Annotated in this window: 27 protein-coding genes; 15 read left to right on the top strand and 12 right to left on the bottom strand. The window is 57.9% G+C overall.

All coding sequences use genetic code 11. The features are described 5' to 3' along the window. Positions 1-54: 54 nt before the first annotated feature. Complete coding sequence (locus tag K325_RS0101285; RefSeq protein ID WP_029652438.1) at positions 55-570, bottom strand: SRPBCC family protein; 516 nt, start codon at positions 568-570, stop codon at positions 55-57. A gap of 201 nt (positions 571-771) precedes the next feature. Between K325_RS0101285 and fabA the strand changes: the two genes are divergently transcribed. Beyond that, positions 772-1,281 (top strand): bifunctional 3-hydroxydecanoyl-ACP dehydratase/trans-2-decenoyl-ACP isomerase, encoded by a 510-nt coding sequence (fabA, locus tag K325_RS0101280; RefSeq protein WP_029652437.1) that lies wholly within the window; start codon positions 772-774, stop codon positions 1,279-1,281. Positions 1,282-1,292: 11 nt separating this feature from the next. Continuing rightward, entirely contained in the window at positions 1,293-2,504 is a 1,212-nt protein-coding gene (gene fabB / locus K325_RS0101275) for a beta-ketoacyl-ACP synthase I (protein ID WP_029652436.1), read from the top strand. On the opposite strand, the gene K325_RS0101270 is transcribed toward fabB, so the two are convergent. Beyond that, on the bottom strand, positions 2,505-2,861 hold the full coding sequence (locus tag K325_RS0101270) for a helix-turn-helix transcriptional regulator (protein WP_029652435.1): 357 nt from the start codon (positions 2,859-2,861) through the stop codon (positions 2,505-2,507). Between the two features lie 188 nt (positions 2,862-3,049). Here K325_RS0101270 and trhP point away from each other — a divergent pair, with 188 nt between their 5' ends. The 8 genes from trhP (at position 3,050) to K325_RS0101230 (ending at position 11,050) form a co-directional block, all read left to right on the top strand. Continuing rightward, positions 3,050-4,372, top strand: coding sequence for a prephenate-dependent tRNA uridine(34) hydroxylase TrhP (trhP, locus tag K325_RS0101265; protein ID WP_029652434.1), 1,323 nt, complete (start codon positions 3,050-3,052; stop codon positions 4,370-4,372). A 416-nt stretch (positions 4,373-4,788) separates the two neighbouring features. After that, entirely contained in the window at positions 4,789-6,237 is a 1,449-nt protein-coding gene (gene sufB / locus K325_RS0101260; RefSeq protein WP_029652433.1) for a Fe-S cluster assembly protein SufB, read from the top strand. Positions 6,238-6,332: 95 nt separating this feature from the next. Next, positions 6,333-7,094, top strand: a complete 762-nt coding sequence (gene sufC, locus K325_RS0101255; RefSeq protein WP_029652432.1) for a Fe-S cluster assembly ATPase SufC — start codon at positions 6,333-6,335, stop codon at positions 7,092-7,094. 15 nt (positions 7,095-7,109) lie between these two features. After that, entirely contained in the window at positions 7,110-8,396 is a 1,287-nt protein-coding gene (gene sufD / locus K325_RS0101250) for a Fe-S cluster assembly protein SufD (RefSeq protein ID WP_029652431.1), read from the top strand. A gap of 5 nt (positions 8,397-8,401) precedes the next feature. Continuing rightward, complete coding sequence (locus K325_RS0101245) at positions 8,402-9,655, top strand: aminotransferase class V-fold PLP-dependent enzyme (RefSeq protein ID WP_029652430.1); 1,254 nt, start codon at positions 8,402-8,404, stop codon at positions 9,653-9,655. A gap of 12 nt (positions 9,656-9,667) precedes the next feature. Beyond that, complete coding sequence (locus K325_RS0101240; RefSeq protein WP_029652429.1) at positions 9,668-10,024, top strand: HesB/IscA family protein; 357 nt, start codon at positions 9,668-9,670, stop codon at positions 10,022-10,024. 25 nt (positions 10,025-10,049) lie between these two features. Further along, positions 10,050-10,592: a putative Fe-S cluster assembly protein SufT gene (gene sufT / locus K325_RS0101235; RefSeq protein WP_022990808.1), complete on the top strand. Its 543-nt coding sequence runs from the start codon at positions 10,050-10,052 to the stop codon at positions 10,590-10,592. Next, positions 10,589-11,050, top strand: coding sequence for a SufE family protein (locus K325_RS0101230; RefSeq protein ID WP_029652428.1), 462 nt, complete (start codon positions 10,589-10,591; stop codon positions 11,048-11,050). The genes sufT and K325_RS0101230 overlap by 4 nt, the downstream gene beginning before the upstream one ends. Here the strand turns inward: K325_RS0101230 and K325_RS0101225 are convergent, their stop codons facing one another. Both K325_RS0101225 and K325_RS0101220 read right to left on the bottom strand, forming a co-directional pair. Beyond that, positions 11,051-12,259, bottom strand: coding sequence for a flagellar assembly protein T N-terminal domain-containing protein (locus K325_RS0101225; protein ID WP_029652427.1), 1,209 nt, complete (start codon positions 12,257-12,259; stop codon positions 11,051-11,053). 30 nt (positions 12,260-12,289) lie between these two features. Further along, on the bottom strand, positions 12,290-12,826 hold the full coding sequence (locus K325_RS0101220) for an LPP20 family lipoprotein (protein ID WP_029652426.1): 537 nt from the start codon (positions 12,824-12,826) through the stop codon (positions 12,290-12,292). Between the two features lie 251 nt (positions 12,827-13,077). Here K325_RS0101220 and K325_RS0101215 point away from each other — a divergent pair, with 251 nt between their 5' ends. The 5 genes from K325_RS0101215 (at position 13,078) to trmL (ending at position 18,139) form a co-directional block, all read left to right on the top strand. Then, on the top strand, positions 13,078-14,343 hold the full coding sequence (locus K325_RS0101215) for a conjugal transfer protein TraF (protein WP_029652425.1): 1,266 nt from the start codon (positions 13,078-13,080) through the stop codon (positions 14,341-14,343). 139 nt (positions 14,344-14,482) lie between these two features. Beyond that, positions 14,483-15,613 carry a tRNA nucleotidyltransferase/poly(A) polymerase-related protein gene (locus tag K325_RS0101210; protein ID WP_029652424.1) on the top strand — a complete coding sequence of 377 codons (1,131 nt, stop codon included), beginning with the start codon at positions 14,483-14,485 and terminating at the stop codon, positions 15,611-15,613. A gap of 19 nt (positions 15,614-15,632) precedes the next feature. Continuing rightward, on the top strand, positions 15,633-16,373 hold the full coding sequence (locus K325_RS0101205; protein WP_029652423.1) for a pteridine reductase: 741 nt from the start codon (positions 15,633-15,635) through the stop codon (positions 16,371-16,373). A gap of 123 nt (positions 16,374-16,496) precedes the next feature. Continuing rightward, a complete protein-coding gene (locus K325_RS0101200; protein ID WP_029652422.1) occupies positions 16,497-17,675 on the top strand; it encodes an acetyl-CoA C-acetyltransferase in 1,179 nt (392 codons plus the stop codon). Then, entirely contained in the window at positions 17,675-18,139 is a 465-nt protein-coding gene (gene trmL / locus K325_RS0101195; protein ID WP_029652421.1) for a tRNA (uridine(34)/cytosine(34)/5-carboxymethylaminomethyluridine(34)-2'-O)-methyltransferase TrmL, read from the top strand. Before K325_RS0101200 ends, trmL begins: the two co-directional genes overlap by 1 nt. Here trmL and K325_RS0101190 read toward each other — a convergent pair. The 8 genes from K325_RS0101190 to K325_RS0101155 form a co-directional block, all read right to left on the bottom strand. Further along, on the bottom strand, positions 18,097-18,912 hold the full coding sequence (locus K325_RS0101190; protein ID WP_036192820.1) for a heme ABC transporter ATP-binding protein: 816 nt from the start codon (positions 18,910-18,912) through the stop codon (positions 18,097-18,099). The two genes, trmL and K325_RS0101190, sit on opposite strands and share 43 nt — an antisense overlap. Next, positions 18,912-19,949 carry a FecCD family ABC transporter permease gene (locus tag K325_RS0101185; RefSeq protein WP_029652419.1) on the bottom strand — a complete coding sequence of 346 codons (1,038 nt, stop codon included), beginning with the start codon at positions 19,947-19,949 and terminating at the stop codon, positions 18,912-18,914. The genes K325_RS0101190 and K325_RS0101185 overlap by 1 nt, the downstream gene beginning before the upstream one ends. After that, positions 19,939-20,787, bottom strand: a complete 849-nt coding sequence (locus K325_RS0101180) for a heme/hemin ABC transporter substrate-binding protein (protein ID WP_029652418.1) — start codon at positions 20,785-20,787, stop codon at positions 19,939-19,941. The genes K325_RS0101185 and K325_RS0101180 overlap by 11 nt, the downstream gene beginning before the upstream one ends. Then, positions 20,784-21,857: a hemin-degrading factor gene (locus tag K325_RS0101175; RefSeq protein WP_029652417.1), complete on the bottom strand. Its 1,074-nt coding sequence runs from the start codon at positions 21,855-21,857 to the stop codon at positions 20,784-20,786. Before K325_RS0101175 ends, K325_RS0101180 begins: the two co-directional genes overlap by 4 nt. Positions 21,858-21,860: 3 nt before the next feature. Beyond that, the gene (locus K325_RS0101170) at positions 21,861-23,021 is read right to left on the bottom strand and encodes an HmuY family protein (RefSeq protein ID WP_051146519.1); all 1,161 of its coding nucleotides are present in this window, start codon (positions 23,019-23,021) and stop codon (positions 21,861-21,863) included. Between the two features lie 39 nt (positions 23,022-23,060). Beyond that, complete coding sequence (locus K325_RS0101165) at positions 23,061-25,043, bottom strand: TonB-dependent receptor plug domain-containing protein (protein WP_029652415.1); 1,983 nt, start codon at positions 25,041-25,043, stop codon at positions 23,061-23,063. 137 nt (positions 25,044-25,180) lie between these two features. Continuing rightward, a complete protein-coding gene (gene secB / locus K325_RS0101160) occupies positions 25,181-25,678 on the bottom strand; it encodes a protein-export chaperone SecB (protein WP_029652414.1) in 498 nt (165 codons plus the stop codon). Between the two features lie 129 nt (positions 25,679-25,807). Then, positions 25,808-26,224, bottom strand: coding sequence for a rhodanese-like domain-containing protein (locus tag K325_RS0101155; protein ID WP_029652413.1), 417 nt, complete (start codon positions 26,222-26,224; stop codon positions 25,808-25,810). Positions 26,225-26,374 lie beyond the last annotated feature (150 nt).

Here is a 26,374-nt window from a genome sequence, read left to right as displayed (position 1 = left end):
ATCCAGCTTGGGTGCACCCTGGCCGGAATCTGGAGGAAAATCAGGGAAAGCCGTTCAGACCGAGCGCGCTTCTTCCCTGAGTTGTTCAAAATACACGCGAGCAGCCCGAAAGCGTTCGGCTGGAAAATGAATGCTGATGCCTTCAAGCGCTGCCACCAGCATTTCCAGATGGGCATCCCATCCGGCGCAGGCAATAGGAACCAGATCATTCTCCGGCAATGACAGTGTCAGTCGTAACCGGGTCGAAGTCTCCGTCGGCATCAACGCCCAGGACAGCGGCCGTTCCGGCCTGTCGCCGGAACTCCAGGAATACGACAGCAGCTCCCCGGGGCGGCAGGCAACAACAGTGGAATCAATCGGCATACCACTGTTTCCAAAGTCCAGCTGAACACGCCCACCTTCGCGCGCCTCCAGCGCCCCCGGGGCCAGCCACTGCGCCAGATGCCCAGAATCGGTCAGCATTCTCCACACCGTTTCCGGGGAGTGCTCCAGCCAGCGCTCCAACTGAACAAACACCCGATCCCCCACCAGCCAGACCTGACCTTCAATGGCCCCCGTATCCCCGGACATCGCCCCTCCTTTCATTGCTCTGCCATGCATTCGACGAAAGTATCAGGCCATACCCCAACCCACCTTGATCACCATCAACCAGCCTGACCGAAGGGGGCCCGGGGAACTTAACTCGCTCAATCATCCACTAAAGGTCAATAGCCGTTCACGGAACAGGCGCTAAAGTAGAAGAAATCATTTTGCAACAGAGACACAGGCAATATGTACCCTGACCACTTTGATAAAGAAGACCTGATTCGCTGCGGCCACGGTGAACTGTTCCCCGGTGCCATGCGCCTGCCCATCGACGAAATGCTGATGGTTGACCGCATTACCCACATCGCCGCAGACGACGGTGAACACGGCAAAGGCAGCCTGGTTGCCGAGCTGGATATCAACCCGGACCTCTGGTTCTTCAAAGTGCATTTTGATAGCGATCCGGTAATGCCGGGCTGCCTGGGTCTGGATGCCATGTGGCAGCTGGTCGGTTTTTTCCTGGCCTGGAGTGGCGGCGAAGGCAAAGGTCGCGCCCTTGGTGCGGGGGAAGTGAAATTCTTCGGACAGGTACTGCCTGAACACAAGAAGATCACCTACTATCTCGACATCAAGCGAATGATCCGTCGGAAACTGACCATGGCCATTGCCGATGCCCGTATGGAAGTGGACGGGCGGGAAATCTATACCGCCAAAGATCTGCGGGTTGGCCTGTTCACCTCTACTGATGACTTTTAGGAGTTAGCACAATGCGTCGCGTTGTAGTTACTGGCATGGGGATTATCTCCAGCCTTGGAACCAACCAGAAAGAAGTGGCCGAATCCCTGCGGGAATCCCGCTCTGGCATCGCATTCAGCGAGGAAGCCCGGGATAACGGCCTGCGCAGCCATGTCGCCGGGAAAATCGACCTGAACCTGTCGGAGCTGATCGACCGGAAAATCCTGCGTTTCATGTGCCCTGCAGCCGGCTACAGCTATCTGGCCGCCCGGGAAGCGATTGAGCAGGCCGGTCTGACCGACGAACAGTTACGCGCCAACACCACTGGCGCCGTGTTTGGCACTGGTGGCGCATCCACCGTGGAACTGCTCGATGCCATCGATACCCACCGCGACAAAGGCATTCGCCGGGTTGGCCCATACCGCGTGCCCCGCACCATGGGCAGCGCCATCAACGCATCCATTACCACCGCCTTCGGAATTACCGGTATCAACTACGGTATTACATCTGCCTGCGCCACCAGTGCCCACTGCATTGGCCACGCCGCAGACCAGATCGCCCTGGGCCGCCAGGACGTAATGCTTGCGGGCGGCGGAGAAGACATTCACTGGACTCTCAGCCTGATGTTTGACGCCATGGGCGCCCTGTCGACGAAATACAACGACACCCCAGAACAGGCCTCACGCACTTACGACGCCGACCGGGACGGGTTCGTCATTTCCGGTGGTGGCGGCGCACTGGTGCTGGAAGCGCTGGAGCACGCGGAAGCCCGCGGCGCGACTATTCTGGCAGAACTGGTCGGCTTCGGGGCCACCTCCGACGGTGCCGACATGGTCGCCCCAAGCGGTGAAGGTGCCATTCGCTGCATGAAGCAGGCCATGGCCAACATTGACGGCGAGATCAACTACATCAACACCCACGGCACCAGTACGCCGGCCGGTGATGTAACCGAGCTGAAAGCTCTCAAGGAAACGTTTGGCGACCAAATTCCCCCACTGAGCTCTACCAAACCCCTGTGCGGACACGCCCTGGGTGCAGCCGGTGTGCATGAGGCCATCTACAGCCTGATTATGCAGCGGGAGAACTTTATTGCGCCCTCAGCCAATATCCAGACGCTGGACGAAGGAGCCGAAGGCTACCCCATCGTGCGCGAACGCCTGGACAACCAGAATCTGGATCTGGTGATGAGCAACAGCTTCGGTTTTGGCGGTACTAACGCCACCCTGATCTTCAAAAAAGTCTGATCAGGACAACCGGAGAGAACGGTATTCAGCCGGCGGCGTTCCCATCCAGCGCTTGAACGCCCGGCTGAATGCGCTGAGTTCAGAAAACCCAAGCTGCTCGGCAATTTCCACCAGCGGCTTGGACTTATCCTTCATATACGCGATTGCCTGCTCCCTGCGCACCTGCTCCAGCAATGCCGCAAACGTGAGCCCCTCCTGGCGCAACTTTTTATGCAGCGTGTACCGGCTCATATTCAGTTGACCGGCCACGGTCTCTACCCCGACCTTACCTCGCTCCAGCTGAATCAGGATCAGTTTGCTGACCCGCATGCTCAGCGAACGCTTTGAATTTTCAGGCCTTAAAGGCTCTGACGCCATGCTGACTCCTCCTGACTATCATCCTGGCCTAACTGCCAACACTATCAGCGTACACATGTTAGCCGAAATCAATCAATACGACCTTTGAGCAAGATCAATGGCACTCCATTCTTTTTGCCGCAGAATACCTCTTTTTCAAAATGCCCTACCTGCATCCAATTGTTTTTCAGCCATTAACCGGAGAACCCATGACCAGCCCGGAACTGCTCGCCCCCGCCGGCACCCCCGAACACCTTGAAACCGCCTTTGCCTACGGTGCCGATGCCGTCTACGCTGGCCAGCCACGATATTCCCTGAGAGTAAGAAATAACAGTTTCAAGGACGTTTCAGCCCTGGGCGCCGGCATAGAACGGGCTCACAAACTAGGCAAACAGTTCTATCTGGTTTCCAACATCGCCCCTCACAACAACAAGGTGCGCAGCTACCTCAGGGATCTGGAGCCTGTGATTGAGCACAAACCCGATGCCCTGATCATGTCCGACCCTGGCCTGATCATGCTGGTGCGGGAAAAATGGCCCGAGCAACCCATCCACCTTTCGGTCCAGTCCAACGCCGTCAACTGGGCAACCGTTGAATTCTGGCGCCGCCAAGGCATAAGCCGGGTCATCCTGTCCCGGGAACTGGCGCTGAACGAAATTCGCGAAATCCGCGAACACGTGCCTGAAATGGAACTGGAAGTGTTCGTGCATGGCGCCTTATGCATGGCTTACTCCGGCCGCTGTCTGCTGTCCGGTTACATGAACCACCGTGACGCCAATCAGGGGGCCTGCACCAACGCCTGTCGCTGGAACTACAAAGAAGTCCAGCACAGCCAGGACCAGACCGGCGATTTAATCGCGACCTCGGCCAATACCGTGGAAACCTTCGAACCAAAAGAAATCCTGCTCGAAGAACCCAACCGTCCCGGAGGCTTCATACCCGCCTACGAGGACGAACACGGCACTTACATCATGAACTCCAAGGACTTGCGCGCCGTGCAGCATGTCGCCGAACTGGTCAATATGGGCGTTCACTCCCTGAAAATCGAAGGCCGCACCAAGAGCACCTATTACGTCGCCCGCACTACTCAGGTGTACCGAAAAGCCATTGACGACGCCGTAGCCGGCAAACCTTTCGACATGCACATGATGGACGAACTCGAAGCACTTTCGAACCGGGGCTACACCGAGGGCTTCCTGCGCCGCCACGTGCCCCAGGAATACCAGACCTACGAACAGGGTTCGTCATTTCTCGGCACACAGCAGGTGGTAGGTACCATTTCCGATGCGGATGACCGATGGCTCACCATCGACGTCAAAAATAAATTCGCACCTGGCGACCAACTCGAACTCATCACCCCTGCCGGCAATCTTCGATTCTGCGCTGATGCCATGGAAAACCGCCAGGGCGAGGCCATGGAGTGTGCGCCAGGCAGTGGTCACATCGTTAAAATTCCCAGACCGGAAAGCTTGCCGGAGAATCTGAATTTCACTTACCTGACCAAGATTTTTCCTGAGAATACAAAAGGCTAAGCTAACGAAAACGGCCAGCCCCGCTCGATCCAGATATAGAGGATGACTCGAAATCGTCGAAGGGGTGGCCGCACCAAGCCTGACAAGCTACGACACCCGCTCGCTCCAACAAACCAAAGTCTATCAGGACAACACCCGCCCCTTAGTGCCCCAGAGCGTGATTAAGGTATAATCCTCACACAACCGATTTAATACCTGACTATTTTACTATGGTATTGTATAATCGCTCGCCAGAAGCAACGGGGAAACGGCCTATCCGCCCCCCGTCATCCAAGAAACGATTGCAGGGCGTACTCATGGAGAGAGCGACCGCTGCAACATCAGCAAACATATGACACCCATCCGCCAGCCCGACAGGGGCTGCCGGTGACACAAAGGGCAAACGCCCTGGATGAGAGAATTACGGAGCGACGATCATGGCGACCACCGATAACGAGGTGAAAGAGCTGATCAAACGGGAGTACGAACACGGATTCGTGACAGAAATCGAATCCGACACGTTCGAACCCGGACTGAACGAAGACGTCATTGCCCGCCTTTCCGCCATCAAGAAAGAGCCGGAGTGGATGCTGGAATGGCGCCTCAAAGCCTATCGTCGCTGGTTGGAAATGGAAGAGCCAGACTGGGCTCACGTTGGCTACCCGAAAGTCGACTACAACTCGATTTCCTACTACTCAGCGCCCAAGCGCAAAGAGGATATGCCGCAAAGCCTGGATGAAGTCGATCCAGAGCTTCTGAAAACTTACGAAAAGCTGGGCATTCCCCTGCACGAGCGCGAGAAGCTGGCCGGTGTTGCAGTAGACGCGGTATTTGATTCCGTGTCAGTTGCTACCACTTTCAAAGAGCCGCTGGCCAAGGCTGGCGTTGTCTTCTGCTCCATTTCCGAAGCGGTGCATGACTACCCGGAACTGGTCAAGAAGTATCTGGGCACCGTTGTGCCCCAGGGCGACAACTTCTTCGCAGCCCTGAACTCCGCCGTCTTCTCCGACGGCACCTTTGTTTACATTCCCAAGGGCGTGCGCTGCCCCATGGAACTGTCGACTTATTTCCGCATTAATGCCGCCAATACCGGCCAGTTCGAGCGTACCCTGATCATCGCCGAGGAAGGCAGCTACGTGAGCTATCTGGAGGGCTGCACGGCTCCCATGCGTGACGAGAACCAACTACACGCGGCGGTGGTTGAGCTGGTGGCGCTGGACGACGCTCAGATCAAATACTCCACGGTGCAGAACTGGTACCCGGGTGATGAAGAAGGCAAAGGCGGCATCTATAACTTTGTGACCAAGCGCGGCGCCTGCATCGGCAAGAATTCAAAGATCTCCTGGACTCAGGTCGAGACCGGCTCCGCCGTTACCTGGAAGTACCCAAGCTGTGTACTCCGGGGTGAAAACAGCGTCGGCGAGTTCTATTCTGTGGCCCTGACTCACAACTTCCAGCAGGCCGACACCGGCACCAAGATGATCCACCTGGGCAAAAATACCCGAAGCACCATCATCTCCAAGGGGATTTCGGCTGGCAAGAGCTCCAACGCCTACCGCGGCCTGGTGAAATTCGGTCCTGGTGCGGAAGGCGCGCGTAACTTTACCCAGTGTGATTCGCTACTGATTGGCGACCGCTGCGGTGCACATACCTTCCCGTACATTGAAAGCAAGAACAAGTCTGCCATTGTCGAGCATGAGGCCACCACGTCCAAGGTCAGCGACGAGCAGATGTTCCTGTGCCGCCAGCGCGGCATTGACCCGGAGCAGGCCGTGTCCATGATCGTGAACGGCTTCTGTAAAGAGGTGTTCAAGGAGCTGCCAATGGAGTTTGCGGTTGAGGCTGGCAAGCTTCTGGAAGTCAGCCTTGAAGGGTCTGTTGGTTAAACGCTATGCCCCGCCCACTGTCCCGAACGTTTTCAGGGGCATAAAAGGGTACGAGTTTATAGATCGAAATTCAGGATATAGAGAGACATCTACAAATGCTGAGTATCAAAAACCTGCACGCATCCGTTGAGGGCAAAGAAATCCTCAAGGGCATCAACCTGGAGATCAAGGCCGGGGAAGTTCACGCCATCATGGGCCCGAACGGTTCCGGTAAGAGTACCCTGTCACAGGTTCTGGCAGGCAACGATGCATTTGAAGTCACCGAAGGTGAAGTTACTCTGAACGGTGAAAATCTGCTGGAACTGGAAACCGAAGAGCGCGCCCGCGACGGCATATTCCTGGCGTTCCAGTACCCGGTGGAAATTCCCGGCGTGAGCAACCTGCAGTTCCTGCGCACCGCTGTTAATGCCATGCGCAAGCATAAAGGCGAAGCGGAGATGAACGCGGCCGAATTCATGAAGCTGGCGAAGGAAGTTTCAAAACAGGTAGACCTGGACCCAGCCTTCCTGAAACGGGGTGTGAACGAGGGCTTCTCCGGCGGCGAGAAGAAGCGTAACGAAATCATGCAGGCTCTCATGCTGCAACCCAAGCTGGCCATCCTGGACGAAACCGACTCTGGCCTGGACATCGATGCCCTGAAAGTGGTTTCTGACGGAGTGAACGCCTTGCGCTCGGACGACCGGGCGATTCTGATGGTGACCCATTACCAGCGTCTGCTGAACCACATTGTTCCAGACTACGTGCACGTACTCGCCGGCGGCAGGATCATTAAGTCTGGCGGACGCGAACTGGCTCTGGAACTGGAAGAAAAAGGTTACGGCTGGCTCGGCATTAAAGACGACGATGCCAGCAACTGATCAGGAGGCCATGGAATGAAATCTGTACCCATGCTTTCCAGCGCCTTCCTGCACCCGGCCGGGCATTCGCTGCCGGAACCGCTGCTGGCGCTGCGAAAAGAAAGGGCGAGCGCTTTGGTTGACATGCCTCTGCCCACACGCAAAACCGAGAACTGGAAATACTCCAGCAAGTACCTGAAGCTGGCCGATGACATGGCCATTTCTCTGCCGGCAGAAGGCAAGACCGGCAACAGCCTGGCGGTGCCCGGTTACAAAGTAGTCTTTCTCAACGGCGTGATGATTCCCGAGGCCAGCGAATATCCGGATCTCGACGGCATTCAGATTACCAGCTTCAACGATCTCGACGCTGATGAGGCCAACGCCCTGGCCGCAAGACTGGGCCACACTCTGGACCATGCACAGGCCCAGTTTGCTCGCCTGAACGGGGCCCGCTTTGAAGATGGCCTGCTTGTCCGGCTGAAAGCGGGTGCGGTGCTTGACCAGCCACTTTTCATCATCCACGAAACCAGCGCGGATGCCAGCGGCTCGGCCTACCCGCGAATTTTCGTTGAGGCCGGGGCCAACAGCCAGCTGACGCTGGTGGAAGAATACACCTCGACTGGCCAGGCCTCTGCGCTCATCAGCACCGTGACCGAGTTCAGCCTGGCCGAGGGTGCCAATGTCACCAGCGTTCGACTGAACATGGAAGGCGAGAACGTCCAGCACATCGGGGCGACCGGCGTCCGCCAACAACGCAGCTCCCGGTTTGAAAGCCACTGCGTTGGCTTCGGCGGCCCGTTGCGCCGACACGACCTGCAGGTGCGGCTGGAAGGAGAAGGGGCAGAGACCAAGCTCAATGGCGTTGTGGTTACTCAGGGTAAACAGCATTACGACAACCACACATCCATTGATCACGTGGCGGCCCACTGCAACAGCGAGGAAACCTATCGCAACATCGCTGCTGACCAGTCCCATGCCGTTTTTAATGGCCGCATTCATATCCATCAGGACGCCCAGAAATCCAACGCGGATATGAACAACAAGAACCTGCTGCTGTCCAACGGTGCAGAGATTGACACCAAGCCCGAACTGGAGATTTACGCAGACGACGTTAAATGCGCCCACGGAGCGACCATCGGTCAGTTGGACGAAACGTCAGTGTTCTATCTGGTATCCAGAGGCATTGACCGTCGGCAGGCCAACGTGTTGCTGACCATGGCCTTTATCAACGAACTGGTTGAACAGATTCCGGTCGCCGTTGTCCGTGAAACCGCCCAGGCGCGGTTGAGTGATTTTTTTGAGCAAACCTTTCGGGAGGCCTGAGAGGCATGACTGACCTGTCCGTGGCAAACAACACCCCGTCGCTGGCCTTTGACGTACACGCCATTCGCCGCGACTTCCCAATCCTCAATCAAGAGATCAACGGGAAGCCTCTGGTGTATCTGGACAACGGCGCCTCGGCACAGAAGCCCCTGGCCGTGCTGGATGCCATGGACCGCTATTATCGGGAAATGCACTCAAACGTACACCGCGGTGCCCACACGCTGGGAGACCGTGCAACGGCTGCGTTCGAAGGCGCCCGGGAAACCGTCCGGAAGTTTCTGAACGCCCCGGAAACCCGTGAAATCCTATGGACCCGGGGCACCACAGAAGCCATCAATCTGGTCGCCAATGGCCTGGCACCGCGCCTGAACGCCGGAGACGAGATACTGGTGAGCCATATGGAGCACCACGCCAACATCGTCCCCTGGCAGATGGTCGCCGAGCGCACGGGAGCCAAAGTCATCCCCATTCAGGTGACACCCGACGGCGATCTGGACCTGGACTCGTTCAACAGCCTGTTGAATGATCGTACCCGGATTCTCGCCATCACCCACGTCTCCAACGTGCTGGGCACCATTAACCCGATCGCCTCCCTGATTGAACAGGCAAAGAAACAGGGTGTACTGACGCTGATTGATGGCGCTCAGGCCGTGCCCCACTTCCAGCCAGACGTGCAGGCTCTGGGCTGCGATTTCTACGCCTTCTCATCTCATAAGCTGTTTGGCCCCACCGGCATCGGTGTGCTTTACGGCCGGGCCGAGTTGCTGGAAGAGATGCCCCCCTATCAGGGCGGCGGTGAAATGATCGAACGGGTATCGTTTGAACGTACCACCTGGAACGTCTTGCCCTACAAGTTTGAAGCCGGCACCCCGGCCATCGCGGAGGCCGTCGGGCTTGGCGCCGCCATTGAGTATCTCAACGCCCTGGATCGCAAGGCGATGGAGGCTGCCGAAAACACCCTCCTGAAACGCGCCAACGAATTGGTCGACACCGTTCCGGGCATGGAGGTCATCGGCACCTCGCGTCATAAAGTCCCTGTGATGTCGTTCAAGATTTCCGGCCTTCATCCCAGCGACCTCGGCACGCTGCTGGACCAGCAGGGTATTGCCATTCGCACAGGACACCACTGCGCCATGCCCTTGATGGATTTCTACGGAGTACCCGGTACAGCCCGGGCATCGTTTGCGTTCTACAATACTCTGGATGAGGTCGAGACACTGTTTGCCGGCCTGCAAAAAATCCAGCATCTGTTTGCCTGAGGAGGTGGAAACATGACAGCCGAAGTCTTCACCCCAAACGATGTGAGCGTGACCATGACCCCCACTGCGGTCAAGCACGTTCGCAAACAACTGGACAAGAAACCAGACGCCAAAGGCATTCGCCTGGCCATCAGGAAGAGCGGCTGCTCCGGTTTCAAGTACGAAACCCAGTGGGTCGAAGCGCCTGCCGAGGATGACCGCGTGTTTACCATTGATGGCGTCGATGTATACGTCAAGCAGGAACACCTGCCCCTGGTGAATGGCATCGAAATCGACTTTGTCACCGAAGGTGTAAACTCCCTGTTCCGCTTCCGCAATCCTAACGCTACGGCCGAATGTGGCTGCGGTGAAAGCTTCACGGTGGCGTAAAGCACAAAGATAGGACCGATCAACCATGCAAGAACGCGAAGTCGTCCTGACCAAACGCGAAGTGGAGGCCCGCCTGGTGCCTGCCGGAACGGAAATCATGATCCCGTCAGATACCTTCGTGACCATCACACAGTCTCTCGGCGGCAGCTTCACCGTGGCGGTTAACGGCAACCTCGCGCGCATTGAGGGCCACGATGCCGATGCCCTTGGCAAGCAACCGCTGGAAAGTAGCTTTGAGACTCCGGAAGACGGCACCATCAACGAAAACCAGGTATGGGAAGCACTGCGTAATTGCTATGACCCGGAAATCCCGGTCGATGTTGTTAACCTGGGGCTGATTTACGAGTGCAGGATTGAAAATGGCACTGAAGACGGCAATCACGTTTACATCAAAATGACCCTCACCGCCGCAGGCTGTGGCATGGGCCCGGTCATTACGGACGATGTAAAGCGTAAGGTAGAGCATGTGCCCAATGTGGACAAGGTAACCGTCGAGCTGACCTTTGATCCCCCCTGGAACAACGATATGCTCACCGACGAAGCCAAACTTGAACTGGGAATGCTATGACCGCCAGCAAGGAACAATTTCTGAACAACCCCCTGGGCAAAGACACCACTCTGGCAGACGTTCTGGACGCTTTTGAGTTTCTGGACGACTGGGAGGAACGCTATGCCTACATCATCGATCTGGGCAAGCAACTGCCCGCCTTTCCCGACGATGAGCGGATTGAAAAGAACTACGTCCATGGCTGTCAGAGCCAGGTCTGGCTGATCCCTCACTACGATGAGGACAGCGGTAAACTGTTCCTGCTGATTGATTCGGACGCCATGATCGTTCGTGGGCTGGCCGCCATCATTCTGGTTGCCTTGAACGGCAAGACACCGAGAGACCTGCTAGCCACCGACATCGACGAGCTGTTCGAACAACTGGATCTGTTCCGCCACATCTCTCCGACCCGAGGAAACGGCCTGCGCGCCATGGTCGGCAAGATCCGGGATCTTGCGGCAGCCGAAGCCGCCGGATAGTTACCAGATAATGGCCAGGTCATCGCGCTGAACGTTGATCAGGCCACCTTCTTCGGGCATTTGCCCATTACTGAAATCCGGGTGCACGTTATCCAGTGTCAGGGTCACACCGGTATCGGAGAGCTCCGGCGTACCGTCCAGCGAATCAAAATAGCGCTGACTCCGGTATAGATGCAGCTCATCTCCCGGACGCAGTCCCGCCGTCGCACCAGAGGCCAGAGTAACGCGCTGGCCATCCACCCGTGTAATCCGGGCCATAAAGGGCTGACATGCCAGAGCTCTGGTGACCGCAGCAGTCATATCCGCCATCACGCCTTCAACAGCCGAACCCCATTCCGAATCTCCAAACCCGGCACCGGCAAAAGAACCGCTCCCACTGCCATCGGGACGCCAATCGGCCGAGGTTTCGAATCGCTGCCGGAATACCGGCGAGCCACTGAACCCATCAAACACCATCAACTCCGCCTCAAAGCGACGAGAGGTGTCCGTGAGGCCTATGCTCCGCTGCATCCGATCCAGAATGGAACTGCCCCAAGCGCCGGGATCTGCCAGCCCGATGTCACGAATCACACCCGACACCACAAACTGGGCACCCAGCTCCCGGGCCAGTTGAACCACGTTGGTCAGTTGATTTGTGGCGGAGTTCTTCCGTGAGGTTGGGGCATCGGGCAGATTGGAAAACAGCTGCAACGACGTTGCCCCCAGCACCTGCAACCGCTCTTGCTGCTGCAAACGGGCCACCAGCGCTTGCGACAGCTGCAGCCCCGCCTCGTCCAGCCCGTCACCACCCTGCTCTGGCCGAATAACAGGGAACGCCGTTACCGCCACCCGCTTGCGTAATGTGGAAGCCTCGGCGGACTGGCAGCTTCCGGCCTCTCCCCCAGCATCGGACATCTCTGCACGAACAATCACCCGCAGCAGGTTGCCACTTTGATACTCATCCACAATGGTGGCATTCCGAACCTGAGCCAAGGCCGATAGCTCGGTATGAGAGCCAACCAGCTCACCATTCTCCATCGTATCCCGCGTGCTCACACGGGCCTGATACTGCAAGGCCAGGTCCCGCATTGCAGCCTGCCGCGCCTCGGCTCTCGCCTGGTCAAGATTCTGGTCCCGGATGCTGGCGTGCCCCACCCCCTCCAGAACCGCCCCATCAGCAATTCCGGCACACAAGCTCAGCATCAGGAAAGGAAACAGCCATCTCATCATGGTTCAACCACCTGCCGGTGTCATTGCGTCTTAGTCCAGGTAATACAGGGAGTCCGTGCGGCCAGCTTCAACATCCCCAACCCTGTCGCTCCGTTGTGGCATCGGAATAGCACAGAGATCCTGCACCTGGTCGTCTGCCACCTTTGAGACACACGCCCGGAATCTCGGCTCCAGCTTCAACTCCATCACGGTTTCCACCACACCGTCGCTGTGCTCGTTCACCGCCACCATCCGGGCCCCCCGTATGTAGCTGTCTACGTAGGTCCGGAAGCTGTCATTGCGAAGGGCAAAGTCGTTCACGGTCGAACTGCCATAAATCACCGTACCGTACACACGTTCTGCCAGATTCCGGTAGGCATCCAACTGGGAAGCGCGACGCGCAAGCAGCCGCTTTCGGGGGTTGAGCCGGTCAGCCTGGGCATCCTCATAGGTACCGAACCCGCTGACGCGAACAGTAATGGGTTCAAAGCTCTCGGCCTCGGGCTGAGCATTCCGGTAACTGCCCACGGGAGAACAGGCCGCCACTGCAAGGGCGAGAACAGGAACGAGGATCCAGCGCAACGTCATTATCTTGTCTCCGGACAACACTTTCCCAGCCTTCATGAAAAAATCACGCCACTTCCAGTAACCCCATGTTCTACCAGTACTTTCAACCACGCCAACCGATCTCTGTCCAGCGGAAGCGGCAAAAAACTGCCTTTATTTACACATCGCGAACAAACAGTTACCGCATGTGCGCTGTGTCACATAAAAAACTGAACTAACCTTTCAGTCACTGGATGATTAAATCATGTATCAGGAACCCGACAGGATCACTCATGAAAGCAAACCGCTTCAACAAACTCGCTCTGGCCATCGGTCTGGCTGTGGCAACCACGTCCACACTGGCTAGCCCACAGGCATTTATGTCAGCGCGCTCCTTCTCCATGGGCGGAACCGGTGTGGCAACAGCCCACCCTTCCGCTGCCCCCAGCTCCAATCCGGCCATGATGGCCGCCGAGCAACACGATTGGGCAGATGATTTCGGACTGATGCTGCCATCCGTTCATGCCCGGGCAGCGGATGAGGAAGAAGTGATTGACCAGGTGGATGACATTCAGGATGTCATCGAGCAGTTTAATGATCTTGACCGCACGTCTAACCCGGACGAGGCCCGCCAACTGGCGGGGGACCTGCGCGACCGGCTGAACAACTTCAATCAGGACACCGTCAGAGTTAACGCCGGTCTTGGGCTTGCATTCGCCGTTCCTGCCCGGTCAATTTCAATCGGGTTCGTGACCGACGCCAGCCTGACCGCCACCGTGCGCGGCGAGTTTGACGAACGTGACGATGCACTTCTGGCGGCTCTGGAGAGCGCACCAGTTGGCGATCTGGTCAACGCCGATCTCGACCAGGATCTCCAGTCACGAGGACGGGTACTTGCCTCAGCCGTGGCGGAAGCCGGTATCAGCATTGCAACCTCGTTTGACCTGAATAACGGCAACCGTCTGCATGTGGGCATTACCCCGAAATACGTTCAGCTTCGCACCTTCCAGTACACCGAGACCGTCTCTGGCTTTGAGGACGACGAATTCGACAGCGACGAATACGAAACCGACAAAAGCGGCTTCAACCTGGACCTCGGCGCTGCCTACGCCTTCGGCGCCGAAAAGCAGTGGAATGCCGGCCTTGTGGTCAAGAACCTGATTCCGATGGAGCTGGACTCTGCCCGGTCACGCCCGGACCTGGGCGAAGACGAGTACACCCTCGAACTGAACCCGATGGTTACAGCGGGTATTGCCCACAAAAGTGACTACCACGTTATTACCGCCGAAGTGGATCTGACCAAGAATGAAGCCTTTGGCTACGAGGACGATACTCAGTGGGTCGCCCTTGGCGCCGAATTTGATGCCTGGCGTTATGCCCAGCTCCGTGCTGGCGTTCGCCATAATCTTGCAAGTAATGACGACAACGACGGCATCGAAGAAGATACCCAGTTTACGGCAGGCCTGGGTCTGAACATCGTGGGTGTACGGGTAGATCTTGGTGCTCTCTACAGCAGCGCCGATGTCGGTGCCGCTCTGGAGCTCGGCACGTCGTTCTGACCGTCAGCCAGCCACACTCAAAGCCCGGCCCTCGTCTGCATGCCGGGCTTTTTCTTGCTCCCTCCTCCATTTGCCTCTTCCCCGCCCGGGCAGGATAATTCCGGAAGATCCATTCACACCATTCTGGAACATCCACATCATGCAAATCTATCTGGTGGGCGGCGCAGTCCGCGACAAGCTGCTCGGCCTGAATGTGAAAGACCGGGACTGGGTGGTCGTCGGCGCCACACCGGACACCATGCAACAAAAAGGCTTCAAACAGGTTGGCGCAGATTTTCCCGTTTTCCTGCATCCCGCCACGGGTGAGGAATATGCCCTCGCCCGAACCGAACGCAAGCAGGGCCGCGGGTACCACGGATTCGATGTTTACAGTGCCCCGGACGTAACTCTGGAAGAAGATCTCAAGCGCCGGGATCTCACCATCAACGCCATCGCCGAAGCAGACGATGGCCAACTGGTGGATCCGTTTAACGGCCGGGCTGATCTCGATCAGAGAGTACTCCGGCACGTGTCAGACGCCTTCTCTGAAGATCCGCTACGCATTCTCCGCACTGCCCGTTTTGCGGCACGCCTTACCCCTTTGGGTTTCCGGATCAGTGAGGAAACCATGAACCTGATGCAGGCCATGGTGGCCAGAGGTGAACTCCGGGACCTGACCCCGGAGCGGGTATGGCAGGAAGTTCAAAGGGCGCTTCACGAACATGCCCCGGCCGTTTTCTTCAAGGTCCTGAAAGCCTTGGGCGCCCTCAAGGTGTTGATTCCGGAGCTTAACGACGAAACCAACTTCCAGAATGGAATGCAGGCGCTTGAGTGCATTCACCTGAAACATGGCTCTACAGCCCAGCGCTTTGCCGCCTTGCTTTCGGAAGTGCCCGGCCCCGCAGCAGTCAACCGCGCCAAGGCCATGAAAAGCCCGGTGGAATGCCGTGAAATGGCCCACCTGGTCTGTCTGTTCACAGCGAAGCTGCGCTCACTCGCATCCGCCCGCGACATCACTCCGGAAGAAACCCTGGCACTGCTGGACCAGGCAGACCTCTGGCGCCGTCCTGAGCGATTTGAAACACTGCTGGACACCCTCCCTTGCACGCTTGATCATGGGAACAGTGAGCGGAATGAAGAAAGCGATACCAGCCACTTTCTTGAGAAGGCCGCGCGTCACGCGAAAAACGTCACCCCTCAGCCTTTCCTGCAGCGAGGCATTCAGGGTAAAGCCCTGGGTGAGGCAATCCGGAACGAGCGCCTGCGCCGTATTACCGAGGTAATGAGTTAACTCGCAAAAGGAAAGTAAGATGCCCAACCCTGTAGTACTGGTTACAGGTGCCGCCCACCGCCTGGGGGCACAGACGGTCGAAACACTGCACGCCCGGGGCTGGAATGTGATTATTCACTATCGGAGCCGGAAAACTCAGGCACAAAATCTGACGGCCAGACTCAACCAGAAGCGGCCGGACTCCGCCGCCTGCTATCCCGCCGATCTCTCCAGCGTGGAGGAGATCCGGACACTGGCTCACCAGGCCTGTACACACTGGGGCCGTCTTGATGCGCTGGTCAACAATGCCTCCGTGTTTTACCCAAACCCGACAGAAAAAACCTCTGAAGAGGACTGGGAAAAGGTCCTGGGCACCAACCTCAAAGCACCGTTCTTCCTGCTGCAACAGTGCCTGCCATCGCTCAGAATCTCGTCCGGAAGCGTGATCAACCTCATCGACATCTACAGCGAGAAACCGCTGAAAGATCATCCACTCTACTGCGCCAGCAAAGCGGGCCTGGCAGCACTGACCCGCGCCTGGGCCAAGGATCTCGCACCCGACATCAGGGTAAATGGAGTATCGCCGGGGGCCATTCTCTGGCCAGACGGTGATTCGGGCGCAGATGAGGAGTACCAACAGGCAATTCTGGACAAAACCCCACTGGCCAGAACCGGCAACCCCAACGACATTGCCGGCGCCATTGCGTATCTGATGTGCGACGCGCCGTTCGTAACGGGTCAGATTCTGACAGTAGACGGTGGCCGCAGCCTGCACATGTAGCCCGCGCCCAGAACCACTCCGACCTTTGTCACTTTGGCCAGCCACGGCTTTGCCGCTACAATGCATGCCATTCTTATAAACAGGCGCAACCAGAAACTGCGCCCAGGATAACGGAGAGTCTCCATGCGTGATGTTGTTATTGTTGCCGCAAAACGTACCGCCATCGGCAGTTTCGGCGGGGGCCTGTCGAGCCTGCGGGCCGACGAGCTTGGTACCGCAGTCATCAAATCCATAATGGAAGAAACTGGCGTTGCCGGCGACCAGATCAACGAAGTCATCCTCGGTCAGGTCCTGACTGCCGGCTGTGGCCAGAATCCGGCCCGCCAGGCTGCGATCAACGCCGGCCTGCCCGAAACGGTACCGGCTCTGGTGATCAACAAGGTCTGTGGCTCGGGCCTCAAAGCCGTTCACATGGCGGCCCAGGCCATCCAGTGCGGCGATGCCGATATCATCCTGGCCGGCGGCCAGGAAAGCATGAGCCAGGCTCCTCACGTGCTCCCGAACAGCCGTAACGGCCAGCGTATGGGCAACTGGAGCATGATCGACACCATGGTCAACGACGGCCTGTGGGACGCGTTCAACGATTACCACATGGGTATCACCGCAGAGAACATCGTAGACAAGTACGGCATCAGCCGGGACGAGCAGGATGCCTTCGCCGCGGCGTCCCAGCAAAAGGCCGTTGCGGCTCAGCAAGCCGGCCATTTCGACGGCCAGATTGTTCCGGTTGCAATCCCCCAACGTAAAGGCGATCCACTGATCGTCGCCAAAGATGAGTGCCCCCGGGACGGCGTAACAGGTGAAAGCCTTGGCAAGCTTCGTCCGGCGTTCAGGAAAGATGGATCGGTCACCGCAGGCAACGCGTCGTCTCTGAACGATGGCGCCGCCATTGTCATGGTTTGCAGTGCAGAGAAAGCCAAAGAACTGGGTCTGACACCACTGGCCACCATCAAGGCCCAGGCCAGCGCCGGAGTAGACCCGACCATCATGGGCACTGGCCCGATCCCTGCCAGCCAGCGCTGCCTGGAACGGGCGGGCTGGACAGCGCAGGATCTGGACCTGGTTGAGGCCAATGAGGCCTTTGCCGCTCAGGCCATTTCCGTTAACCGTGATATGGGCTGGGACACCAGCAAAGTAAATGTAAACGGTGGCGCCATCGCCCTGGGGCACCCGATCGGCGCTTCCGGCTGCCGCATTCTGGTCAGCCTGTTGCATGAAATGGCCCGCCGTGATGCCCAAAAAGGCCTGGCCACTCTGTGCATTGGCGGCGGCATGGGAGTTGCCCTGGCCGTTGAGCGCTGATGCTGCACGTCGTTCTGTACGAGCCGGAGATACCGCCGAACACCGGCAACATCATCCGGCTTTGTGCCAACACTGGCTGCCAGTTGCATCTGATTGAGCCTCTGGGGTTCTCTCTGGAAGACAAACAGATGCGACGGGCCGGGCTGGACTACAGTGAATACGCCACCGTAAAAATCCATTCGGATTACACGCATTTCCTGGCCTCCGAACAGCCCGAACGGCTGTTCGGGCTCACGACCAAAGGTTCCCGTCATTATCATGAAGCATCTTTCAGAGACGGCGACTACCTCATGTTCGGGCCAGAAACCCGCGGCCTGCCAGCTGACGTCAGAAACGGACTGCCGGAAGAACGCCAACTACGGGTCCCGATGCGCCCGGAGAGTCGTAGCCTGAATCTGTCCAATACCGCGGCTCTTGTCGTCTACGAAGCCTGGCGGCAGCTCGGTTTCGACGGCGCTCTCTGAACCGGACCACTCCCCAAAGGCACAATCACAGGGTAGCCCTCGGGGAGTGGAATCACTCTCGCCCGGTACCCGTACACGGCTTTGAGTACTGATGGCGTCAGCACCTCGCAGGCACAACCTTCATGGAAGCAGCGCCCTTCACGCATGATGATCAGGCGATCTGCAAACTGAGCCGCCAGATTCAGATCATGCACAATAGCAAGCACCCCTACGCCCTGCTCTCGCGCCAACCGCTGAACAAACTCCAGCACCAGTTGCTGGTGAGCCGGATCAAGGGCCGACGTACATTCATCCAGCAACAACACTCGCTGCCCTGGCGTGTCGATAATCTGCCCAAGTACCCGGGCCAACTGCAACCGCTGCTGCTCCCCTCCTGACAACTCTGGAACCAGCCGGTGACGGAGTTGGGCAATGTCCAGCGCCTCCATCAGTTTCTGAACCACCGGATCAACACAGCCCCGAAACACGGCCGGCCTTCCCAGCGCAATCACCTCTTCCACCGTCAGTGGAAAGTTCACCTCTACCCTCTGGGGCATCACTGCGCGCCGTCGGGCCAGTTGCGAGGGTTCCCAGTTATTAAGCTCACACCCTCCAACGACAATCCGGCCCGTTGACGAAATCTCACCGGATACCGCCTTCAGCAGAGTAGACTTGCCGGCACCATTGGGACCCAGCAGCATCAGCACCTCTCCCGCCGCAACCGACAGGCTGATGTCACTGACAACCGTTGTACCACCCAGCGACACACTGAGATTCCTGACCGACAACACCATCACATCACCTTTCTGCGCATCAACAGCCCCAAAAAGAACGGGCCTCCGATCAGCGCCATCATCAGGCCAATTGGCAACTCAGCAGGCGCAACCACAACCCGGGCCAGCGAATCGGCCGCCACCAGCAAAGTGCCACCAACCAAGGCGCTGAACGGCAACACCACCCGATGACTGGCTCCCAGCAACTGGCGAACGAGATGCGGCACCACCAGCCCCACGAACCCGATGAGGCCACTGACCGCCACCGCAGCACCAACGCCCAGGCCAACCACCAGAATCGCCGCTTTTTTGACCCTGTCGGGTCGATAACCAAGGTGCCCGACGACCGATTCACCGAGTAAGAAAGCATCCAGTGGTCGAGCCAGCCAGGGAGCAACCAGTATGGCCAACACCATAAACGGCGCACCAATCAATAACTCATCCCACCCGGCATGTCCCAGACTGCCCATGGTCCAGAACGTCAGCGATCGCAGCTCATCATCGGTGGCATAGAACGTCAGTAGCCCGGTTGCGGCGCCCGCGACTGCATTGATGGCGATGCCTGCCAGCAGCAGGGTCGCCACCGCCGATTGTCCCGCGCGATGGGCAATGCGCCAGGCAAGCAGCACGGTCGCACTGCCGCCTAGGAACGCCGCCACCGGGAGCGCCCATTCGCCAAACAGCGCCAGCCAGCCTCCAAGCCAGGTACCACCAAGTACAATCACAGCAATAGCCGCAAGGGAGGCGCCCGCAGAAACACCAATCAACCCCGGGTCAGCCAGCGGGTTCCGGAACAGCCCCTGCAACAGAGCCCCGGAAACGGAAAGCACGGCCCCCACCAGAAACCCCAACAGAAACCTTGGCAGGCGGACATCAAGCAAAACCATTGAGGCAACCGGGTCGCTGGCGTCCCGGCCGGCCAGCACCCGGAGAATGTCAGCTACTGACAAGGGATAGGCGCCGCTCGAAACGGAGACAAGAGCCACCACCGCAGCCGCGGAAACCACCACCACTAATGAAGGGGTGTACCCGAAGCGCCCCGTTGCATCACGAATCATGATCTGCCACGCGGGCGTCTGAAGGCATCACCCGATTAACCGCAGCCATGGCCTGGGGCAACCTTGGGCCGAAACCCAGCAGCAACATGCTGTCGGCCACCAATCGATGCCCCGCCTGCCAGGCCTGAAGGCGAGCGAGTTCCGGCCAGGAGTCAATATCAAACTGCCCGGGTGTGGACTCCGCAATCACAATGGCGTCAGGTTGCGAGGCAAGAATGGCCTCCCGGTTCGCGGGCTTGTAGCCCATCACACCCGACACTGCATTATCGGCATTCACGGCCTCCAATAACGCCGACGCCGCCGTGCCCTCACCAGCCAGCATCACCGAGTGATCCCCCGCCGCCAGCATAAACAGCACTTTCGGGCGACGTTCTCTGGCCGACGCTGAACGCTGAACACGCCGAATCTCGGTTTCAAGCGCCGTCACCAGTAATGCTGCACGCCCCGGCTCTCCCAAAAGATCACCTACGGACCGGATCCGCGCCAATGCCGCTTCCGGAGACCAGGCCGACGGCAAGGTCTCTACCATGACGCCAGCCCGAGTAAGACGGTCCAGATTCTTCTTCGGCGCCGCCTGCTCCGAGGTAATCAGCAAATCCGGCTTCATTGCCAGCACCCCCTCGAAGGGCAGCGCTCGCAGGTAGCCGATTTTGGGCAGCGATTGGGTAGCCGGCGGGTAGCCGCTGGTGGTATCGACGGCCACCAGCCGCGCTTCCATTCCTAACTGATAAACAATCTCTGTAATCGCACCATCCGCCGTGATTACTCGCAGAGGATCAGCCTGAACCAGAGCCGGCAGCAACACCGCCAATACGAATGGCCCTAGCCGGAACATCATGACAACGCCTCCAAAGTGGCCACTTGCTCCCGCCAGAATTCGGATTCCGGCAATCCCGGCTTACGCTCACCAAAGACTGTCAGCACCAACTCGCCGCGTGCGTTGAACGCTTCTACGGATGTGATGATGCCATCAGACGACGGTCGGCGTACGAGCCACCAACGCTTGACCAGCTCCGTGTTGGCATGCAGGTTGAAGCCCGGATCCAACACGTTCATCCATGGTCCGGTACGGCGCAGGTTAGAAACCTGACCAGTGTAAATCTGCACAATGCCTGGGTTCCCGACAAAGAACATCCCGGGGCACTGGTTGTCCCTCAACAGCGCTAGCAGGGTATCCAGAACACCACCGTCGGTGCGCTGCAACTCTGTGGCCCACTCCCCTCTGAGCAACTCGAGTGCCGTCAGCCTGTCTGTTCCGGCCCGTTTCAGCAACGCGTTAAAGTGATGGACGTCTTTGAGTTCCTGCCAACCGTCACGGAGTTCCTTGATATCCACAGACCCGGCGGCCACTCTCACCGGGTCTGGCCGTTTACCGCAAGGTTTAAATGGCGCCAACTGGCTGGCCGCGAACCTCTCTACCAATTGATCCCAGGCGACGTCATCGGTCTCCGCCACACGATAGATCTTATGAATCGCCGCTCCGTAACCGTCAAAGAACTGAAGGCTCTCTCTCAAACCAGAGCGCACTTGCTCCCGCACCCGATAACCCCAGGCCCAGTGCTTGAAAAACACCCGGATATCAATGTCCCCGACGGCGAGCCCCATCAGACCAGATTTTCCGCTGGTGAAATCCCGAAAAGCGCCGGTGACCTCATGAACCACTTCATTGTTGCGGGCCAAAACCATCACCGGCCCCACCTGCTCAAGCGCTTTCAGAATCTCAGGAAACCGGCCTTCCAGTGGCACCAGAGCCTCTCCCCCACGCAGCCTGACCAATTCCATTTCACTCACACCCAACTGCTCCGCCGCTGCCCGGATTCTCAGGTGTGGTTGTGTCTCCTGAAGCGCCTGCCAGCGCCCCACCAGGTTCTGGTCACCCGCCTTTGCGGCCTCTACTGTCTGCTGCATGGTTTACTCCTGAGGTTGTTCAAGCTCGACGGGCACCCATCGAACCGAAGGCTGGCCGCTGTTGCCGTTGTCATCGTAATAACCGGTAATCTGCAGTGCCCAGGTTGCCGAGTCGGCCACCCCCACGTCAGATTTCACCAGGAAAGTCCGGAAGTTGGGCCAGATTCTGTGCTGTTCACTCAGGTTGTAGGCATACCAGGTGTTTTCAGAGAACACGCCTCCTGTGGCGTCAGACTCATACAACCGGGGCACCCCGGGGTCAGCTGCGTTCTGATCCAGCTCACTCCAGGTCATCGGGGCTGATGCACCGCCCCGGCCTGCTCCGGATTCACCGCTGTTGGACCGGAGATACCAGTCCCGTCCCGAGAACCCCACCAAAAGATCCCAGGCATCGCTGGCCGCACAATCGACAACCATTGCCGAATCGAAATCAAAACAGGCATCCATGCCGTCGTAATCCGCAGGCGCTTCAAAAACCACGGGCGTGTTGCTGAACTGGCTGGCTCCGGCCGCCTGCACCTCAAACTCGAACCGGAAGCTCTCTATCCCAGAGCCCGCCCGGGTAGGGAAATGAAAATCCACCACCCGCATTCGGGCGTAGCTGTCTCCTTCGGCAGAACGGACCAGATAACCCACATCGGCCTTCTCAGATATCACACCGGTTGCGCGGTCATACTCCGACCAGGTACTGGAAGCCCCAAAGGCGCTGGCAAAGGCATCCTGCTGCCAGCTCTCAGGCGCAGAGAAAACTTCCCTCAAATGCTCTTCTTCCGAATTAACGGTGGCATTGGTGAACACGCTAACCCTGGGTTCACCGTCCGCGTCGTAGAAATCATCCTGCGCCACCGCCAGCACTCCCCCGACCATGCCACTGCCGGAGGCGCCGCCGTTCAGCGTGAATCTCAACCGGTTGGCAGCAATGTGCCATTCGTCGTTCTCGCCCACCAGAGCACCCGTTTTCAGGTTCAGGTAAACCGTTTCATTGGCCGCAGGCAGGCGCTTGGACTGAAGACCACTCTGGTCGCCTGCCCCTGCCGTATTGTCTCCGTTGTTGCCGGCATCTCCCCCGGCTGTCTCGATGTCTTTGTCACTGCCACCGCCACAGGCCGTCAGCAACATGGCCGTCAGCACAAGAGCCGGGGGCCGGGTATCAAACAGGTTCATCGGTGTCTCCTTACGGTTCATGGAATGTTCAGGTTGAGGCTATTTGCCAATCGATACGGTCAGCCCGGCGTACAGGAAGCGCCCGCCCACCGGCCTGAAATCTTCACTGGCCTTTGAAAAGTCACGCTGTACATCGGTGAGATTGTCGACGCCGGCAAACAGTCGCAGGTCGCTGGAAAGCTGGTAGTTGAGTTTCAGGTCCGTGGTGGTGTAACCCGGCGATTCAGTGCCACGCCCGGCATTCACGAACTCATCACTCTGGTAGCGCATCCGGGCACTCCAGGACAAACCGGGCAGTATGAGCGGGCCATCAACCCCCAGGTTGGCCTGATGCCTGGGCCGATGATTGAGCGCATCACCGGTCTGCTCATCCTTTGTACGTGTATAGGTATAACCAGCGGTAAACCGCCACCGCTCAGAGGGCTCCCAGCCGGCAGTGCTTTCAACACCCCAGGTTCGGGCTTCAGCGATATTTTCGTACTGGTATTCCGCCACACCATCGCTGACCACACCCGTACCCGAGGTCTGGATCAACTGATCAATGTCGTTATAGAACGCATTCGCCTCAAGCCAGGCGTGCCGGTTCCAGGACACGCCCCCACCGAACTGATAACTTACCGACTCCTCCGGCTTCAGGTCTTCCGAACCTTTAACGATGTAGCCAAGCGAGCTGTGGTCAAACAAATAGTGCCGCTCTTTCAGGTTGGGTACCCGGTAGCCTGCCCCAACGCCACCCCGAAGAAACGCCGTCAAGGTATCCGTCCGGGCCAGGTCATAGCGGGCATGAATCTTGGGTGCGGTGTGGGTTCCAAAATCGGAGTCATTCTGAAACCTGACACCGGGCACCAGCTCCAGTCTCGACGCGGGCATCCAGGTATCCTGAAGCCAGAGCTCTTGCCCTCTGCGGGCCTTCTTCCCTCCCAGCTCCGAAGCCTGGTCTTTGCTCTGTTTAAGCGTTGCCCGCGAGACATCAACACCACCCTGAAGAAAATGCCCCCCGCCAATCGATGCTCCCAGATGCCCGGAAAACCGGGCCAGGGTCGATTCAGATTGCCGATCATCAAAACTCCGGCCAGCGGAATACTTCAATGTGTCGTCATTCAGGGTTTCATGAACGGCAGACCAGCCTCCCTGAACAACGCCGGCTCCACGATGGGTGCCAGCCAGAGAGAAACGGATGCGCTTTACCGATTCCTCCTTGCCTTGATTGGCATTCACCGGGGGCGGCAGTCGATAACGGGACTCAGAATCTTCCTGGAAGTGAGCGACGGTGCCGCTCAGCCGGTGTTTGTCAGCAACCTGCCAATCGGCCCGCAGCGTGAGGTCGGTACGATCATACTCGTCTCCCGGTTGAGCCCAGCTTTCCGGCTGCGGATCTACCCCATCGGAGTGCTGGTGCGATGCGGACAGCCTCAAAGCCAGCCGCTCATTGCCACCCTGTACCGTGGCACGGGCCCCGTACCGGGCGGCATCAGTACGGTCACCCGAAGGGTTCTGGTTGCCATAACTACCAGCATCCGCCGTCAACTCACCGGAAAGCCCGGGCTCCGGGACCCGGGTAATCACGTTGATGACGCCACCAATACCCGAACTTCCGTATTGCGCTGAAACCGCCCCCTTGACCACTTCAATGCGCTCAACATCCAACACCGCCAACTGACTGACGTCGATCGCGGAGCCAGTGGTCGCCGTCATTGGCATGCCGTCAATCAGCACCAGTACCCGATCTGCCTCAATCCCCTGAAGCCATACTTCGTAACCCGGCTTGCCATGAATCTCCCGCAACTGCACCCCAGGCACATGCTCCAATGCTTCCTTCAGGCTTCGAGCATGGGTAGCCTTCAGCTCACCTGCGGTGACGACTTCCGTACGCACCGGGGTGTCGAGCAACTGGCGCTCCGTGCGGGTCCCGGTAACAACCAGCTCATCCAGATAGCCCACTCCGGCTTCTGCGGCTCCGGCAACCCCCAAAAACACAACGGCCAAAGGCCACCCGAAACGTGCCTGCTTCTGATCCATCATAAACCAACACCAAAAACGTTAATGCAAACGATTATTGTTTAGTTTAAATGTAACGTCAACAGGCAGTTGATAAAAATCAAACAGGCACAAAAAAACCGGCCGAAGCCGGTTTTTCTTTCCGAGGGGGCGCCAGACGCTTAGTGGGTCTGCTCTTCCTTCGCTTCACCCGCTGCTTCTTCCTGCTTGCGCTTGAGAGCCTGGGCGTAGATGGCATCAAAGTTAACCGGGGCCAGCATCAGGGCCGGGAAGCTGCCTTTGTTCACAATGCCGTCAATCGCTTCACGGGCGTATGGGAACAAAATCGTCGGGCAATAGGCGCCCAGCATCTGGCCAAGTTGTGGCCCTTCGATGCCAGAAATCAGGAACACGCCACCCTGCTGGATCTCAACAATGTAGGCGACTTTCTCACCAACCTTTGCTGTTACCGTCAGCGACAGAACCACTTCGTACTGATTGTCGCTGATCTTGTTGTGAGCGGTATTCAGGTCCAGATTCACCTGCGGCTTCCACTGCTCCTGGAAAACCAGCGGAGAGTTGGGAGATTCAAAAGACAGGTCCTTCACATAAATGCGCTGAAGGGCAAACTGTGGTTGGTTCTGGTTCTCGTTACCTGCGGCTTGCTGATTCTCAGCCATGATCAGTCCTTTCGTTTCCGTATTAAGGGGCCAGGCCCGCTGTTGGGTCATCTGTCGGAACAGTTTACAGTGCGGTTCCGGATGGTAATGTGAAACAGTGCGTCAGATCTCTACTCAGATCAAGCCCCGTTACTTTTTGACCAATGGCAGATTGCTCGCCTTCCAATCCGTAACGCCACCGTTCAGGCGCACAACGTTATCATAACCTTCGGCATTCAGTTGCTTGACGGCCATCGCGGCGTGCTGCCCCATTTTATCGACAACAATGATCTGCTTATCCTTGTGCTTGCTCAGCTCATTCACCCGGCCCTTGAGGCTGTTAAGCGGAATGTTCACCGAACCGGTAATGCGACCTTCGTTAAATTCCTTACGGTCGCGGATATCCAGCACCACGGCTTCATCCTTATTGATCAGAGTGACGGCACCCTGGGCCGAAATCTTGGCTCCGCCACGACGGGATTCCAGAACAAGGATGGCCAGCAGGAACGCCACAAACAGCGATACAAGGATGTAGTGGTTAACAACAAATTCAAACAAGCGATCCATGAAACTACCCTGACAATTGGTTTCGCCGGATTATACACACCCGTACCGACTCAAAGAAGGCAATCCCCCGCCACCATGATAGCCCCGGTGTATCGTCGTTATGGCCAGGCTTCAGCAAACGCCGCGTGGCCTGAGTAAATGAAAACGGTT

Source organism: Marinobacter daepoensis DSM 16072 (assembly GCF_000421165.1).
GTDB lineage: Bacteria > Pseudomonadota > Gammaproteobacteria > Pseudomonadales > Oleiphilaceae > Marinobacter > Marinobacter daepoensis.
The sequence above is the reverse complement of the archived record's forward strand: the minus strand, read 5'-3'. Positions and strand labels throughout refer to the sequence as shown.

What these genes read in the sequence shown, in the direction of transcription:
- K325_RS0101285 (WP_029652438.1), bottom strand. Translation starts at nt 570, where the DNA reads ATGTCCGGGGATACGGGGGCCATTGAAGGTCAGGTCTGGCTGGTGGGG.
- fabA (WP_029652437.1), top strand. Translation starts at nt 772, where the DNA reads ATGTACCCTGACCACTTTGATAAAGAAGACCTGATTCGCTGCGGCCAC.
- fabB (WP_029652436.1), top strand. Translation starts at nt 1,293, where the DNA reads ATGCGTCGCGTTGTAGTTACTGGCATGGGGATTATCTCCAGCCTTGGA.
- K325_RS0101270 (WP_029652435.1), bottom strand. Translation starts at nt 2,861, where the DNA reads ATGGCGTCAGAGCCTTTAAGGCCTGAAAATTCAAAGCGTTCGCTGAGC.
- trhP (WP_029652434.1), top strand. Translation starts at nt 3,050, where the DNA reads ATGACCAGCCCGGAACTGCTCGCCCCCGCCGGCACCCCCGAACACCTT.
- sufB (WP_029652433.1), top strand. Translation starts at nt 4,789, where the DNA reads ATGGCGACCACCGATAACGAGGTGAAAGAGCTGATCAAACGGGAGTAC.
- sufC (WP_029652432.1), top strand. Translation starts at nt 6,333, where the DNA reads ATGCTGAGTATCAAAAACCTGCACGCATCCGTTGAGGGCAAAGAAATC.
- sufD (WP_029652431.1), top strand. Translation starts at nt 7,110, where the DNA reads ATGAAATCTGTACCCATGCTTTCCAGCGCCTTCCTGCACCCGGCCGGG.
- K325_RS0101245 (WP_029652430.1), top strand. Translation starts at nt 8,402, where the DNA reads ATGACTGACCTGTCCGTGGCAAACAACACCCCGTCGCTGGCCTTTGAC.
- K325_RS0101240 (WP_029652429.1), top strand. Translation starts at nt 9,668, where the DNA reads ATGACAGCCGAAGTCTTCACCCCAAACGATGTGAGCGTGACCATGACC.
- sufT (WP_022990808.1), top strand. Translation starts at nt 10,050, where the DNA reads ATGCAAGAACGCGAAGTCGTCCTGACCAAACGCGAAGTGGAGGCCCGC.
- K325_RS0101230 (WP_029652428.1), top strand. Translation starts at nt 10,589, where the DNA reads ATGACCGCCAGCAAGGAACAATTTCTGAACAACCCCCTGGGCAAAGAC.
- K325_RS0101225 (WP_029652427.1), bottom strand. Translation starts at nt 12,259, where the DNA reads ATGATGAGATGGCTGTTTCCTTTCCTGATGCTGAGCTTGTGTGCCGGA.
- K325_RS0101220 (WP_029652426.1), bottom strand. Translation starts at nt 12,826, where the DNA reads ATGACGTTGCGCTGGATCCTCGTTCCTGTTCTCGCCCTTGCAGTGGCG.
- K325_RS0101215 (WP_029652425.1), top strand. Translation starts at nt 13,078, where the DNA reads ATGAAAGCAAACCGCTTCAACAAACTCGCTCTGGCCATCGGTCTGGCT.
- K325_RS0101210 (WP_029652424.1), top strand. Translation starts at nt 14,483, where the DNA reads ATGCAAATCTATCTGGTGGGCGGCGCAGTCCGCGACAAGCTGCTCGGC.
- K325_RS0101205 (WP_029652423.1), top strand. Translation starts at nt 15,633, where the DNA reads ATGCCCAACCCTGTAGTACTGGTTACAGGTGCCGCCCACCGCCTGGGG.
- K325_RS0101200 (WP_029652422.1), top strand. Translation starts at nt 16,497, where the DNA reads ATGCGTGATGTTGTTATTGTTGCCGCAAAACGTACCGCCATCGGCAGT.
- trmL (WP_029652421.1), top strand. Translation starts at nt 17,675, where the DNA reads ATGCTGCACGTCGTTCTGTACGAGCCGGAGATACCGCCGAACACCGGC.
- K325_RS0101190 (WP_036192820.1), bottom strand. Translation starts at nt 18,912, where the DNA reads ATGGTGTTGTCGGTCAGGAATCTCAGTGTGTCGCTGGGTGGTACAACG.
- K325_RS0101185 (WP_029652419.1), bottom strand. Translation starts at nt 19,949, where the DNA reads ATGATTCGTGATGCAACGGGGCGCTTCGGGTACACCCCTTCATTAGTG.
- K325_RS0101180 (WP_029652418.1), bottom strand. Translation starts at nt 20,787, where the DNA reads ATGATGTTCCGGCTAGGGCCATTCGTATTGGCGGTGTTGCTGCCGGCT.
- K325_RS0101175 (WP_029652417.1), bottom strand. Translation starts at nt 21,857, where the DNA reads ATGCAGCAGACAGTAGAGGCCGCAAAGGCGGGTGACCAGAACCTGGTG.
- K325_RS0101170 (WP_051146519.1), bottom strand. Translation starts at nt 23,021, where the DNA reads ATGAACCTGTTTGATACCCGGCCCCCGGCTCTTGTGCTGACGGCCATG.
- K325_RS0101165 (WP_029652415.1), bottom strand. Translation starts at nt 25,043, where the DNA reads ATGATGGATCAGAAGCAGGCACGTTTCGGGTGGCCTTTGGCCGTTGTG.
- secB (WP_029652414.1), bottom strand. Translation starts at nt 25,678, where the DNA reads ATGGCTGAGAATCAGCAAGCCGCAGGTAACGAGAACCAGAACCAACCA.
- K325_RS0101155 (WP_029652413.1), bottom strand. Translation starts at nt 26,224, where the DNA reads ATGGATCGCTTGTTTGAATTTGTTGTTAACCACTACATCCTTGTATCG.